The sequence below is a fragment of the Pseudomonas sp. BN607 genome, assembly GCF_029871175.1.
In the GTDB taxonomy this organism is placed as follows: domain Bacteria; phylum Pseudomonadota; class Gammaproteobacteria; order Pseudomonadales; family Pseudomonadaceae; genus Aquipseudomonas.
Genome location: NZ_SSOE01000055.1, coordinates 39,393 through 52,907, shown reverse-complemented (window position 1 = coordinate 52,907; position 13,515 = coordinate 39,393). Strand labels below are relative to the sequence as shown.

The 13,515-nt window shown below is 63.0% G+C and carries 11 protein-coding genes; 3 read left to right on the top strand and 8 right to left on the bottom strand.

The features are described 5' to 3' along the window. Entirely contained in the window at window positions 1–2,391 is a 2,391-nt protein-coding gene (locus tag E8E68_RS13725) for a diguanylate cyclase (protein ID WP_280342184.1), read from the top strand. A gap of 114 nt (window positions 2,392–2,505) precedes the next feature. Here the strand turns inward: E8E68_RS13725 and dacB are convergent, their stop codons facing one another. The 8 genes from dacB to E8E68_RS13685 all read right to left on the bottom strand — a co-directional run bounded on the left by dacB (window position 2,506) and on the right by E8E68_RS13685 (window position 11,583). Further along, complete coding sequence (gene dacB / locus E8E68_RS13720; RefSeq protein WP_110745826.1) at window positions 2,506–3,963, bottom strand: D-alanyl-D-alanine carboxypeptidase/D-alanyl-D-alanine-endopeptidase; 1,458 nt, start codon at window positions 3,961–3,963, stop codon at window positions 2,506–2,508. A 190-nt stretch (window positions 3,964–4,153) separates the two neighbouring features. After that, window positions 4,154–4,498 (bottom strand): YggL family protein, encoded by a 345-nt coding sequence (locus E8E68_RS13715; protein ID WP_110745825.1) that lies wholly within the window; start codon window positions 4,496–4,498, stop codon window positions 4,154–4,156. 41 nt (window positions 4,499–4,539) lie between these two features. After that, the gene (locus E8E68_RS13710; RefSeq protein WP_266030908.1) at window positions 4,540–8,172 is read right to left on the bottom strand and encodes a transporter substrate-binding domain-containing protein; all 3,633 of its coding nucleotides are present in this window, start codon (window positions 8,170–8,172) and stop codon (window positions 4,540–4,542) included. Window positions 8,173–8,180: 8 nt separating this feature from the next. After that, window positions 8,181–8,798: a response regulator transcription factor gene (locus tag E8E68_RS13705; RefSeq protein ID WP_110745824.1), complete on the bottom strand. Its 618-nt coding sequence runs from the start codon at window positions 8,796–8,798 to the stop codon at window positions 8,181–8,183. Window positions 8,799–9,079: 281 nt separating this feature from the next. After that, complete coding sequence (locus E8E68_RS13700; RefSeq protein ID WP_266030906.1) at window positions 9,080–10,411, bottom strand: deoxyguanosinetriphosphate triphosphohydrolase; 1,332 nt, start codon at window positions 10,409–10,411, stop codon at window positions 9,080–9,082. Between the two features lie 146 nt (window positions 10,412–10,557). Further along, window positions 10,558–10,887, bottom strand: coding sequence for a hypothetical protein (locus tag E8E68_RS13695; RefSeq protein WP_110745822.1), 330 nt, complete (start codon window positions 10,885–10,887; stop codon window positions 10,558–10,560). Further along, window positions 10,884–11,258: a phage holin family protein gene (locus E8E68_RS13690; RefSeq protein WP_110745821.1), complete on the bottom strand. Its 375-nt coding sequence runs from the start codon at window positions 11,256–11,258 to the stop codon at window positions 10,884–10,886. Before E8E68_RS13690 ends, E8E68_RS13695 begins: the two co-directional genes overlap by 4 nt. Before the next feature lie 10 nt (window positions 11,259–11,268). Further along, window positions 11,269–11,583 carry a DUF883 family protein gene (locus E8E68_RS13685; protein WP_110745820.1) on the bottom strand — a complete coding sequence of 105 codons (315 nt, stop codon included), beginning with the start codon at window positions 11,581–11,583 and terminating at the stop codon, window positions 11,269–11,271. A gap of 313 nt (window positions 11,584–11,896) precedes the next feature. Here E8E68_RS13685 and E8E68_RS13680 point away from each other — a divergent pair, with 313 nt between their 5' ends. Both E8E68_RS13680 and E8E68_RS13675 read left to right on the top strand, forming a co-directional pair. Beyond that, window positions 11,897–13,105, top strand: coding sequence for an ammonium transporter (locus E8E68_RS13680; protein ID WP_280342176.1), 1,209 nt, complete (start codon window positions 11,897–11,899; stop codon window positions 13,103–13,105). A 72-nt stretch (window positions 13,106–13,177) separates the two neighbouring features. Then, window positions 13,178–13,417, top strand: a complete 240-nt coding sequence (locus E8E68_RS13675) for a glutaredoxin family protein (protein ID WP_110745818.1) — start codon at window positions 13,178–13,180, stop codon at window positions 13,415–13,417. Window positions 13,418–13,515 lie beyond the last annotated feature (98 nt).

The window sequence follows — 13,515 nt, the reverse complement described above, 5'->3', positions numbered from 1 at the left end:
ATGTCGAAGTGTGGCGTGCGTGCGCGGTTACTTGGCCTGTGCACAGAGGCGGTGTCCGCCTGGGCGGTGGCGCTGGTCGCAGTGGTCGCGGGCGGTATGCTCACAGCCGTCCTGGCGCTTGCTGCGCAGACCTTCTACAAGCAGCAGTTGCGCCAACGCTTCGAGCTGATGGCCAACGAGCGTTTCAGCCGTATTGCCGAACGCTTTGATGAGCAGCAGCAGCGCCTGGATGGGCTGCGGCAGTTCTTCAGCTTCTCCAATGACATCACCCTGCGTGAGTTCGACGGCTATGCCCGACCCTTGCTGCAGCGTACCCTGGCCTATGCCTGGGCGCCGCGCGTCGAGGCGGGGCAGCGTGCCGAGTTCGAACGCCAGGCCAGCGCCCCTTCCGGCCCAGGCTATGTGATCCGCGATCAGGACGAGCAAGGCCAGTGGCGACGCGCGCCGCTACGCGACCATTACTTTCCGGTGCTGTACAGCCAATCGGGCGAGCTGCCTGGGTTGCCGCATGGTATGGACCTGGCCGGCCAGGCCGTAGCTCAGGCGGCCCTTGCGCGGGCGCTGGGGCCGGGCAGCATGGCGTTATCCGAGCCGCTGGCCATGTTCGATACCCAGTCGGACGCGAGGGGCCTGCTGATGGTGGCACCGGTGTTTACCGATGCCAACCCGCAGGGCGCCCTGGCGGGGTATGTGATGGCGTTGCTGAGCATGCGTGAGCTGGTCAGCGATGGCAAACCGCTGTCGGCTGAAGACCAGCTGGTGGTGCGCATTGTTGACCCGTCCGGGCTGCATGGGCCGCAAGTCATGTTCGATTCGCAGAACCAGGTTGCCCCGTTGCCATTGTCCAGTCATCAGTTGTTGCACCTGGCCGACCGCCATTTTCAGCTGATTATCCGGCCAAGCAGGGCCTTCATGCAGGCCAACCCTTCCTCGGCGGTACTTGCGGTCGCGTTGCTGGGCGGGTTGTTGAGCCTGCTGCTCAGCGCGTTGCTCTACAGCCTGTTCAGCCAGCGTCAGCGTGCCCTGGCCCTGGTCGAACAGCGGACGGCCGAGCTGCGGGTCAGCGAGCAGTCGCTGCGTGGCACCCATAATCAGTTGCGCAGCGTGCTGGATGCCGCGACGCAGGTGGCGATCATCGCCACCAACCTCAAGGGTGAAGTCAGCACCTTCAACGCGGGTGCCGAACGCATGCTCGGTTACCCGGCCGGGGAGGCGATCGGCCGGTTGCGGCTTGAGCATCTGGTGCTACCTGAGGAACTGGATGCGCGCGCCCATGCGTTGAGCCTGCACTATGGTCGGCCGATTGCCGGTGGCCAGGCCATGTTCGCCGAAACGGTCCAGGAGCAAGGTGCCGAGCCGGGGGAGTGGACCTTGGTACGTGCCGACGGCAGCCAGCTGGTGGCGAATATGCTGGTCACTGCCATGCTCGACGAGCAAGGGTTGTGGGTTGGCTACCTGGCCATCTGCATCGACGTGACCGAGCGGCGGCGGGTGCATGAGGCGCTCGCGGCACGAGACCGCTTGCTGGAAAAACTCAGCGCCGAAGTACCGGGTGGCATCTATCAGTACCGTCTGGATGCCAATGGCCATTCGTGTTTCCCCTACGCCAGCATGGGCCTGTACGACATCTACGAAGTCGACCTGCAGCAGTTGCGCGAGGATGCCACGGTGGTGTTCGAGCGCATACACCCAGATGACCTGGACCGTGTACGCCGTTCGGTACGCTACTCGGCCGAGCACCTGTCGCCCTGGCGTGAGGAGTATCGGGTCTGTCTGCCACGGGCGGGTTTGCGCTGGGTACGCGGTGAGGCGACCCCGGAAGTGGGCGAGCAGGGCTGTACCCTGTGGCACGGCTACTTGACCGACATCTCCGACCTCAAGGGTGTGGAGGAAGATTTACGTACGCTGTCGGTAACCGACTCGCTGACCGGTATTCACAACCGCCGCTATTTCCAGGAGCGGCTGAAGATCGAGTTGGAGCGGGCACAGCGCGATGGCCTGGCGCTGGCGGTGATCATGCTCGACATCGATCACTTCAAGCGGATCAATGACCGCTTCGGCCATGCTGTCGGCGATCGGGTGCTGCGCAGCCTGTGTCAGCGTATTGGTCAGCGTCTACGGCGTACCGATGTGTTCTGCCGGTTGGGCGGGGAGGAGTTCATGGTGCTGTGCCCAGGCAGCGATGCCGAGCAGGCGCGGCTGTTGGCGGTGGAGTTGTGGCAAGGGGTGCGCAATGTGCCGGTAGAAGGCGTCGGCAAGGTCACGGCGAGTTTCGGTGTGGCTGGCTGGCGACCGGGTGAGGGCGCTGATGCCTTGCTGGTACGCGCCGATGCGGGGGTGTATGCAGCCAAGCAGGCCGGGCGAGACCGGGTGGAGGGCGAGTCGGCCTGAGAGCGGTCGGTTGCCAGTACCGGCCTTTTCACGGCTAGAGCCGCCCCCACAGGGCTTGCACGGTTTTGCAAGCGCTGCAATGCCTGTGGGGGCGGTTTTACCCGCGCACTGCAATCAATTGGCTGCAGTACTGCCAGCCAGTTTCGGCTGGCGATACAGGTCCAGCAGCACCTGGTCCAGCACCTGCGAGGCACCCCACGGTTTCGGGTCGTTGAGGATCGCCGCCACCGCCCAGGTATGGCCGTTGCTGTCCCGGCTGAAGCCGGCAATCGCCCGCACGGTGTTCAGTGTGCCGGTCTTGATGTGCCCTTCACCGGCCATGGCGGTGCGCTTGAGGCGCTTGCGCATGGTACCGTCCATGCCCACCAGTGGCATCGAGCTCATGAACTCGGCCGCGTAAGGGCTCTTCCAGGCAGCCCGCAGCATCTCGGCCATTTCCCGGGTGCTGACCCGCTCGGCGCGCGACAGGCCAGAACCGTTTTCCATCACCAGGTGCGGCGCGGTAATGCCTTTCTTCGCCAGCCACTGGCGCACCACGCGCTGGGCAGCGCGGGCGTCGTCGCCATCGGCATCGGTGCGGAACTGTGCGCCAAGGCTCAGGAACAGCTGCTGGGCCATGGTGTTGTTGCTGTACTTGTTGATGTCGCGGATCACTTCGACCAGGTCCGGCGAGAACGCGCGGGCCAACAGGCGGGCACTCTTCGGCACATTCTCGATGCGGTCAGCACCCTGGATGGTGCCGCCCAGTTCGTTCCAGATCGCTCGCACGGCACCGGCGGCGTAGGTCGGGTGGTCGAGCAGTGACAGGTAGGTCTGCGAATTGCAGCCGTCACCCAGTTGGCCGCTGACCGTTACGCTGATGCCATCGGCCTGGGGCACCGGGTTGTAGCGCACATCACCGCTGCACTGTTTCGACGCCACGGCTTTGACCTGGTTGTCGATGCGGATGCTGGCAATTGGCGGCTCGACCGCGACAGTGACTTTGCCGCCGTCGTTGCGGGCCACGAAGCGCAAGGCCTTGAGGTTGACCAGCAGCGAGTCGGGCTTGACCAGGAACGGCTTGTTGACGTCGCCGCCATCATCGTTGAACTGCGGCAGGTTGGGTTGCACGAAGTGGCTACGGTCCAGCACCAGGTCACCGGTAACCGTGCGCACCCCATTGGCGCGCAGGTCACGCATGAGCAGCCAGAGCTTTTCCATGTTCAGTTTCGGGTCACCGCCACCTTTCAGGTACAGGTTGCCGTTGAGCACGCCGTTGCTCAGGGTACCGTCGGTGTAGAACTCGGTTTTCCACTGGAAGGTTGGGCCAAGCAGCTCAAGGGCGGCATAGGTGGTGACCAGTTTCATGGTCGAGGCCGGGTTCACCGACACATCGGCATTGAACACGGTCGGGGTGCCAGGCCCGTCCAGCGGCAGCATCACCAGCGATAGCGCGGTGTCCTGCAACTTGTTGGCCTTGAGCGCCTGTTGAACCTTGGCAGGCAGGGTAGTGTTGACAGCGGCGGCATGGCTGGGCAAGGCGATTGGCAACAGCAGGCCGGCAAGAACGAAGGGACGAAGCGTTTTGATCATAATGGATAAATACCCTGCAGCGAGGGAAAAGGGCTTTGGGGCTGTAAGGAGATGATGGCCCCACGACGTAAAGAGTACGCATTATGCCCCAAGCGTGGCGACGATGCGCCACGTTCGACGGAAAAGCATCGCCAATAAAAAAGGCCACCTCAGTGAGGTGGCCTTTTGATCGATCAAGCCGGGCTGAGTATCACTCGGCCTTGTTGATCGGTTTTTCCGGGTACCAGGCGTCCAGCAGTGGGCTGACTTCGATTTTGGTCAGTTCGCTGCGGCCTTTGAGCCAGGCTTCAACGGCAGCGCGCTGTTCTTCGGTAACCGAGCCACGCTTGACCGAGCACACCAGGCCATAATCGTCACCGCCTACATAGTCCAGGCCGTTGGCATCCATGGCGTCTGCCAGGAACGCATCGAGGAAAGCATCGATTGCCTGGTCATCCAGATCTTCCTTGAATTCCAGGTTCAGCTCGAAGCCCAATTCCTGAAACTCGTCGACACACAGCTTTTTGCGCAGACGACGGGAGCGGTTTGTGGCCATGAAACAATCCTCTTAGGTAATAACGCCGCGCAGTCTACCAGTTAACACGTCTGGCTGCCTGCCTGAGTGCATGTGCTTGCATTCAGGTCCCTGGCCAGTGCCCGTTCGACCCGGCACATGTGCCGGGCCAGTGCCTGGCGCAGTTGGCGTTGCTGTGCGGTGGTCAAATCGCTGGCCTGCAGCGCTTCGCAGGCCGCCATCAGGTAGGGCGCGTCCAGCATGCGTGCGGCACTCAGCACCTTGTGCGCCTGCTCGGCAATGGCGCTGTCGCCTTGCTGCGGATGCAGTGCCATCAGGCTTTCCAGGTCGGCCCGCAGGCTTTGCTGCAAGGCTTGCAGGAAGCGCTGGCGGTCGCCAGGGTCTGGCCCGACCACTGCAGCCAAGCCGTCCAGCTGGTACAGCTTGCGCCGGAGGGGGTGCTGGTGGCGCGGGCGCACGCCAGCCAGACGCTGGCTCAGGGTGCTCAGGCTGATGGGCTTGAGCAGGCAGTCGTCCATGCCGGCGCTCAGGCACTTGCGGCGAACTTCTGGCTGGGCGTTGGCGGTGTAGCCAAGGATGGTGCAGCGCGGGCGCTTGCCATGGCGTTCTTCGGTACGGATGGCGGTCGCCAGCTGGTAACCGTTCATGTGCGGCATATTGCAGTCGAGCACCAGCACGTCGAAGTTGCCCGCCCGCCAGGTGGCCAAGCCCTCGCGGCCATCACGGGCGCTGGCGTGTTGCAGGCCCAGGTAGCCAAGCTGTTGCGCCATCAATTGCAGGTTGGCCGGGTGGTCATCGATCACCAGCACGTTCAGCCGTGGGTCGGGCACGTCGAGGTTTTCTAGCTGCGGGGCCGGCAGTGCCTCGGCGTCAACCCGTTGCAGAGGCATTTTCAGGCGCACTTGGGTGCCGACATCCTCCAGGCTCTTGATGCTCAGGCTGCCACCCATCATTTCGCACAGGTTGCGGCAGATCGCCAGGCCCAGCCCGGTGCCTGCGCGGGCGCCCTGGCTATGGGGGTTGGCCTGGATGAACGGGTTGAACAGACGCTGCAGGTCGTCGGCGTGGATGCCGATGCCACTGTCACGCACCTCCAGCTCCAGGATTGCCGGTGTGCTGGTGCCGTCATCCAGCAGCCTGGCATGGATACGCACCTGGCCGTGTTCGGTGAATTTGATGGCATTGCTCACCAGGTTCGACAGCACCTGCTTGAAGCGCAGGGGATCGAGCAGCGCGTGGCAGCGTGCGGCGGGCGCGATCATCACTTCCAGTGCCAGGCCTTTCTGCCGCGCCTGGCCGTCGAAGATACGCCCCACCGATTCGATCAGGGCAGCCAGGTCGACCGCCTCAGGAGCCAGCGACAAGTGCCCGGACTCGATGCGCACGATATCGAGAATGTCGCCGATCAGGCCCAGCAGGTCCTTGGCCGAATGGTGCGCCAGCTCCAGCGCATTGCGGTCAACCCGACCCTGGTCAGCCCGCTTGACCGCCAGTTCGAGCATGCCGATGACCGCGTTCATCGGCGTGCGTATTTCGTGGCTGATGGTGGCCAGGAAGGTGCTTTTGGCACGGTTGGCATCGTCGGCCTGCTGCTTGGCCTGACGCAGCTCCGTGACCAGCTGGCGACGGTCGCTGATATCGATCCAGCCACCGATGATGCCCTGCACCTCACCCAGCGAGTCGCGATACGGCAAAATCCAGTGGTAGATGGTCATGTCCCGGCCCCTGATGCGTAATGGCCGGTCCATGATCAGTGGCGAACCCTCAGCCATGACTTTCAGGTAGTCGGCCTGGATCTGCCGGCTTTGCGCGGGGGCGGCGAACAGGCTGGCGTCCAGCCGCTTGCCGATAACCTGATCGGAGCGGGCTTGCACGGCTTCCAAATAGCTGTAGTTGCAACTTTGCAGGCGGCACTCGCGGTCCCGAACGTAAATCGGGTGAGGGGTGCCGTTGAGCAGGGCGCGCATGAACGCCAACTGGTCGTTCAGCGCCCGTTCCGCTTGCTGGCGCTGGCGAATTTGCAGGCGCAGGCGCGCGTTCCAGAGCAAGGCCAGCAGCAACAGTACCGCCGTGCCCAGCACTACTTGCAGCGCAAGCCGCCGGTAACCCTGGCTTTTACTGTCCTCATGCAGGCTGAACCCGCGCCAGCGGTTGTTGATTACCCCCAGTTCTTCCGGCGAGATGCTCTGCAGAGCCTTGTCGAGGATCGATACCAGCGCCGGTGACGGGGCACTGGTGACCATGGCGTAGTTGGCAGGTTCGCTGCCTATCGCGGTGCGGATGACCAGTTCGGGGTTGCTGGACAAGGCATGGTTGGCATCGATCAAGGTGGTGATGACTGCATCGACAGCGCCGCTGTTGAGCAGCGCCATGGAGTAGAACGCGCTCTCGCTCTTGACCCAGCCGATTTGCGGATAATGCCGCGACAGCATGGTATCCATGGCGCTGTAGCGGGTAATGGCGATGCGATGCCCTTGTAACTGTTCGAGTGAACTCGAGGCCAGGTTGTCCTTGCGGCTGACCAGTACGTAGGTGCTTTCCAGGTAGGACCGGCTGATTTGCAGGTCCTCCTCGCCCTCGCCTGTGATGGCCAGTGCGGCGATGACATCGGCGCGGCCATCCTTCAGGCGGGCAATCATGTCGGCGATGCCAGTGGCACGCTGTACTTCGAAGCGCAAACCGGTGCGCAGGCGAATGAGTTCCAGCAGATCGGCGGTGATGCCGCGAAAATGCCCCGAGCCGTCGAAATAGGATAACGGGGCCGCGGTGTCGTCGATGGCCACGCGCATTACCGGGTGATCCTGAAGCCACTGCTCCTCGCTTTCGCTCAGTCGCAGCTTGCGGTCGGTGAGCAGCAAGTCGCTGCCGGCGCTCCAGCGCTTGAAGATGCTGGCACGCAGGGTGGCGGGCTGGCTATCGAGGATGGTGTTCACCAACGCCCTCAGCAGGGTGTCCTGTTGGCGCAGGGCAAAGCCGAAACCAATGGCCTCGTGCTTGCCGAAGTTGGCCATGCGCAGCCGCGGCAGATGGCCACGGTTGAGCAGGTAGTGGGTAGAGATGGTGTCGCCGATGAACACGTCAGCCTGGCCGAATGCGACGGCATTGAGTGCCTGGCTGGAGGAACTGAAGGCTAACAGTTCGGCCTTCGGGTAGGCGCCGAGGACCTCCTCCTTGGGCAAATAGTGGTAAAGCATGCCCAAGCGCATACCGTCCAGGCCCGTGTCCAGCGGTCGGCTTTCGTCTTCGCGCGTCACCATCACCGGTTGGTCGATGGCATAGGGGTGCGACAGCGCCAGGCCGTCGCTGCTGGCCTCGTAGCCATTGGCGCTGCCCAGCAGGTCGATATCGCCGTGCCTGAGTGCCTCCACCGCGGCCTGGCGGCTGGAGAACCGCAGTACCCGCACTGGCAATCGCAAGGCTTTGCCGATCAGGCTGGCGTACTCGGCGGTGAGTCCCTGGTAGTCACGGCCGCCACTGGTGATGTCGAAGGGGGGGTAATCGGGTGCCGAGGTACCCAGCACCAGCTCGTGCCGGTCTTCCAGCCATTGTTGTTGCTCGGCCGTGAGCACAGGCTGGACCGGCCGGGCGGAGGAGCGCGCCAGCAACGCATAAGATGAGACTTCGGGTTGTGCTGCACGTGCCAGGCCGCTGAACAGCAGCAGGGCGAGCATGAGGCAGACGGCAGGGCGGGCCATGATCACCCTCAGACCAGTGCGTTGCGCTTGGCCATCTCGATCAGGTCGACCAGCGTATTGACCTGCAACTTGTGCATGAGGCGTTTTTTGTAGGTACTCACCGTCTTGCTGCTGAGGAACATGCCCTTGGCAATTTCCTTGTTGCTGCGGCCTTGGGCGAAAAGTTGCAGGACCATCAGTTCACGATCATTTACCTGGCGGAAAAGTTGCAGGTCGGTGTTGGTCACCTGGTTGTGCTTTATTGCCTGGCTAGGGAAGTAGTTATAACCCGCGAGGACGGCCTTGATTGCACTGAGCAGTTCACTCAGGTCTTCCTGCTTGCACACGTAACCGGCAGCGCCTGAATGCATGCAGCGCACGGCAAACAATGCCGGGGACTGTGCAGTGAGTACCAGAACCTTCATGGGCAGGGCCATGGCCTGGAAACGGGCGAGTACCTCCAGGCCGTCTAGCTTGGGGATGCTGATGTCGAGGATGACCAGGTCGGGGTTGCTCTCACGGATCATCTGCATAGCGTCCACACCGTTGTCCGACTCGCCGACAATCTTGTAGTTCTGGTTTTCCAGCAGCATACGGACGGCCAGGCGGATGACCGGGTGGTCGTCGACAATAAATATGGAATGCATGTTCAAATTCCCTGCGGTCGATGAGGGTGACAGCGCGCACCTTATCGCAGTTGGAAGTCGCCGGGCATGCGAGGAAGGGCTATAAGCCCCATATGGGAAATGGCTTACAAGATAAAACAAAACGGGCTACGAAATAGGCGCGTTCAACTCAATGTCAAAGTGTGTTTGGTCACTTTTCATTGCATTTTATTCGTGCTGTTTAATCACCCATCAACAAATGTAGGAAGTTTCCTGCAACGCGCGGTGCAGCGCCGGGCTGGGCCCAGGCTGCACCAACGCGGTCAGGTGGGGCTGGAGCGCCCGGTCATTTCACGGGCCATTTCACTGGCGTAGCTGTCGGTCATGCCGGCGATGAAGTCGATCATGCGCAGGAACGCGCTGTGCAGCGAGGCGTGCGGGTCTGGAGCATTGTTGCCGATCAGGTCCAGTACCCGCCGGCTCTTGAACGATGGGGTGCGCCCACCATGCTGTTCAAGCGCTGCACCGCAGAAGGTATTCAGCAAGATCTCCAGTGTGGTGTAGGCGCCGATCTCGTGCAGGGTCTTGCGCTTGTCCTGGAAGATCTTGTTGCGCGCCATGTCCTTGGCCTGCAGCACGCAGCGCTTGGCCGGGCCGTGCATGTGCTCGACCAGGTCGCCCGCCAGTTGACCGGCCAGCAAGGCCTTTTGCTGTTCGACGAAGGCTTGGGCGGCGGCATTGGTCAGGTGTTCGATGGCCTTGCCGCGCAGGATTGCCAGCTTGCGCCGACGGGAGTCGCGGGGGCCGAGCTGGCGGTAGGTTTCCGGCAGGTCGTCGCCGACAAGATCGAGCAGCAGCGCTTCGACTTCGGCGTATTCCAGCAGCTCCATCTCCAGGCCGTCTTCCAGGTCGATCAGCGCGTAGCAGATGTCATCGGCCGCCTCCATCAGGTACACCAGCGGGTGACGTGCCCAGCGTTGGTGTTCCAGTTGCGGCAGGCCGAGCTTGCGGGCGATTTGTTCAAGCAGGGGCAGTTCGCTCTGGTAGCTGCCGAATTTGTGTTTCTTGTAGCCCAAGGCATCGGCGTGACGGGCGCTCCAGGGGTACTTGAGGTAGGTGCCGAGGGTGGCGTAGGTCAGCCGGGTACCACCGTCGAACTGGTGATACTCCAGTTGGGTGAGGACGCGAAAGCCCTGGGCGTTACCTTCGAAGTTGAGGAAGTCGGCTCGCTCGTCGTCGCTCATGTCATCGAGCCAGCCACGTCCGGCTGCCTGCTGGAACCAGTGGCGGATCGCATCTTCGCCGGAGTGGCCGAACGGCGGGTTGCCGATGTCGTGGGCCAGGCAGGCTGACTGCACGATCATCCCCAGGTCACTGGGCGCACACCAGTCCGGCAGGCTGTCGCGCAGGGTTTCGCCGACGCGCATGCCCAGCGAACGCCCGACGCAGCTGACTTCCAGCGAATGGGTCAGGCGCGTGTGGATGTGGTCGTTGCTGGTAACCGGGTGCACTTGGGTCTTGCGCCCGAGGCGGCGGAAGGCACCGGAGAAGATGATGCGGTCGTGGTCTTTGTGGAAGGGGCTGCGCCCGAGTTCATCGGCGCTGTACAGCGCTTTGCCCAGGCGCTCGCGGGTAAGCAGGGTATGCCAGTCCAAGGCGCAGTCTCCTGTGGTTCGAGAGCAGCAGCATATCCTGTAGCAGCAGCCTTGTGCGGCGCAGCAGCCCGTTTATCGATACCAAGGTATCGTCGCGACAGGCGCCTTCGCGGCGCAGGGCTGCTTCTACCGGAAGCGCGCAGTGCTTAGGGGCGGCGGTTGCCTTGCAGATACAGGCGCACCAACGGCAGCAGGCTGCTGCCAAGGCGTACCAGGCGCGCCAGATTGCCACTGCGCACCCCCTTGCCAGTGAGGAAACCCAGCGCCACCACTGCGCCGATCCCCCACAGGGGAGCATGCTTGATCCCTAGCCCATCCTGCAGCGAGTTGCCCATGCCACGCACACGGCGCAGCGGCTCCAGCATCTGTCCGGATTCGTGGCGGATTTCCTGGCGGTGCATCTCCATGCGCAAGCGCAGCAACGCCTTGCGCAGTTCGCGCGGGTTACGCGTGTTCGGCAGTTCTGGCAGGCTCATGGCAACAGGCGCTCCCGGTCCTTGGCAAGTTCTTCGAGGGTGGCGCCGAACGGCGACGATTCGTCGAACACCGCCGCCTTCAGGCGCAACCCGCAATACAGTGCGGCAATGCCATAAAACACGCACAGGCCGATGATGCCGGCGAGGCGATAGCTGTCCCACAGCAGTACCAGCAACAACCCGGACAGTGCGGTCAGCAGCAGCAGGGCGAACACCAGTGCCAGGCCTGCGAACAGCAACAGGCTCAGCGTACGGCCTTTCTGCTCCTGCAACTCGATGCCGAACAGTTCGATGTGGCTGTGCAGCAGCCCCAGCGCGGCAGCGCCCAGGCGCCTGCCCGAGGCGCTGGCGCCGTTGGCTTCATTCTCCATGGGAACCCCTTTAGCGCCGGTTGGCCAGCAGGCCGATCAACAGGCCGACGCCAGCGGCGATGCCAATGGCCTGCCATGGGTTTTCCTGGACGTACTGTTCGGCATTGCCCAGCGCCGCCTGGCCACGATCGCGCAGTGAGTCCTGGGTCAGTTGCAGGCTTTCGCGGGCCTGGGCCAGGCGCTCGTGAATCTGCCCGCGCAGTTCGTCGGCCTGGTCGCCGGCCAGGTTGGCGGTGTCGGCCAGTAGCTTCTCGGTGTCTCGCACCAAGGCTTGAAAGTCAGCCATCAATATCTCTTGCGCAGTCTTTGCCGATTTGCTGGCCATGGGCCTCTCCCTGTCAATGAGTGTTGGTGTTTCGAGTAACGGCATGCATGGAAGGTTCAAGTGGCGGCGCTGGTATGGGCCTTGCTAAGTCTTTGCCACGTTGCGGGGCGCCGGCGGCAGGTTTTGCGCCGATACAGGGCGCCAGCGCTGCGAATACCGATAAACCTTAACCCAATCCACGACAAACCCAAGAAAAAACCACGCAGGCCTCGCCCGGCTTATCGCAACAGGGCAGGGGGTTGGCACCGATTCGGTGCAGGGATGCAGGTTCTTGAACTGTCCTGGTGCCATTTTCAGCAGGTCTGCCTATTTCATGGAAAACATGCACAGCGCGATGGACTCCCTGGTCCACGGCTCCAATACCTTGTTCATTCTCATGGGCGCCATTCTGGTGCTGGCCATGCATGCCGGCTTCGCCTTTCTCGAAGTGGGCACGGTCCGCCACAAGAACCAGGTCAACGCCTTGTCGAAGATCCTCAGCGATTTTGCCATCTCGGCGCTGGTGTACTTCTTTATAGGCTACTGGATCGCCTACGGGGTCAACTTCTTCCAGCCGGCGGCGACGTTGGCTGCCGATCATGGTTATGCACTGGTCAAGTGCTTCTTCCTGCTGACCTTTGCCGCAGCGATCCCGGCGATCATCTCCGGTGGCATTGCCGAGCGCGCGCGGTTCGTGCCGCAACTGTGTGCCACGGCGTTGATCGTGGCGTTCATCTACCCGTTCTTCGAGGGCGTGGTGTGGAACGGCAACCTGGGCGTGCAGGCCTGGCTGCAGGCGCGCTTTGGCGCGCCGTTCCATGACTTTGCCGGGTCCGTGGTGGTGCATGCCATGGGCGGCTGGCTGGCGCTGGCAGCGGTGCTACTGCTCGGCGCGCGCCGCGGGCGCTACCGCGACGGCCGGCTGGTGGCGTTTGCGCCGTCCAGCATCCCCTTCCTGGCCCTGGGCTCCTGGATCCTGATCATCGGCTGGTTCGGCTTCAACGTCATGAGCGCCCAGACCTTGCAGGGCGTCAGCGGCCTGGTGGCGATCAACTCGCTGCTGGCCATGGTTGGCGGCACCTTGTCGGCCCTGCTGGCCGGGCGCAATGACCCAGGCTTCCTGCACAACGGGCCGCTGGCCGGGCTGGTGGCGATCTGCGCCGGCTCCGACCTGATGCACCCGATTGGGGCGCTGGCCACGGGCCTGGTGGCGGGCGCCCTGTTCGTCTGGACGTTCACCGCGGCGCAGAACCGCTGGAAGATCGACGACGTGCTGGGTGTGTGGCCATTGCATGGGCTGTGCGGCATATGGGGTGGAATTGCCTGCGGTATCTTCGGCCAGGTCGCACTCGGCGGCATGGGCGGTGTCAGCCTGGCCAGCCAGTTGCTGGGCAGCCTGATGGGCGTGGTGGTGGCACTGGCCGGCGGCTTTGCCGTGTATGGCAGCATCCGCGCGCTGCATGGCCTGCGCTTGAGTCATGAACAGGAATTTCAGGGCGCGGACCTGTCATTGCACCGTATCGGCGCCACCAGCCAGGATTGATCCAGGCCAGGTGCACGACGGCGGAGGTCGACCTAGAATAGGCTTCTCTGCATGCAAAACCGGACTTGCCCCATGCTGCCTGAATGCCAACTGTTCGGCACCCTCGGCTGCCACCTGTGCGAAGTGGCCGAGGCCGTGCTGATGCCTTTCGTCGATCATGGCCTGTTGGTAGAACTGGTCGATGTCGCCGAAGCCGACCACTTGTTCGACCGCTACGGCCTGATCATTCCAGTGTTGCGTCGCTGCGACACCGGTGCCGAACTGCATTGGCCGTTCGATGCCGAACAGGTGGTGACGTTCCTGGGGCAATGACAGTGGCAGGGGAGATGCAACCCTGCTCCATGGCGGTTGATGCGAGCTGATGATCAGGTGCCGGCGCACAGTTGCCGGTGTCCTTAGCCATCATCGGA

What these genes read in the sequence shown, in the direction of transcription:
- E8E68_RS13680 (WP_280342176.1), top strand. Translation starts at nt 11,897, where the DNA reads ATGGAAAACATGCACAGCGCGATGGACTCCCTGGTCCACGGCTCCAAT.
- E8E68_RS13675 (WP_110745818.1), top strand. Translation starts at nt 13,178, where the DNA reads ATGCTGCCTGAATGCCAACTGTTCGGCACCCTCGGCTGCCACCTGTGC.
- E8E68_RS13695 (WP_110745822.1), bottom strand. Translation starts at nt 10,887, where the DNA reads ATGAGCCTGCCAGAACTGCCGAACACGCGTAACCCGCGCGAACTGCGC.
- E8E68_RS13690 (WP_110745821.1), bottom strand. Translation starts at nt 11,258, where the DNA reads ATGGAGAATGAAGCCAACGGCGCCAGCGCCTCGGGCAGGCGCCTGGGC.
- E8E68_RS13685 (WP_110745820.1), bottom strand. Translation starts at nt 11,583, where the DNA reads ATGGCCAGCAAATCGGCAAAGACTGCGCAAGAGATATTGATGGCTGAC.
- E8E68_RS13725 (WP_280342184.1), top strand. Translation starts at nt 1, where the DNA reads ATGTCGAAGTGTGGCGTGCGTGCGCGGTTACTTGGCCTGTGCACAGAG.
- E8E68_RS13715 (WP_110745825.1), bottom strand. Translation starts at nt 4,498, where the DNA reads ATGGCCACAAACCGCTCCCGTCGTCTGCGCAAAAAGCTGTGTGTCGAC.
- E8E68_RS13710 (WP_266030908.1), bottom strand. Translation starts at nt 8,172, where the DNA reads ATGGCCCGCCCTGCCGTCTGCCTCATGCTCGCCCTGCTGCTGTTCAGC.
- E8E68_RS13705 (WP_110745824.1), bottom strand. Translation starts at nt 8,798, where the DNA reads ATGCATTCCATATTTATTGTCGACGACCACCCGGTCATCCGCCTGGCC.
- dacB (WP_110745826.1), bottom strand. Translation starts at nt 3,963, where the DNA reads ATGATCAAAACGCTTCGTCCCTTCGTTCTTGCCGGCCTGCTGTTGCCA.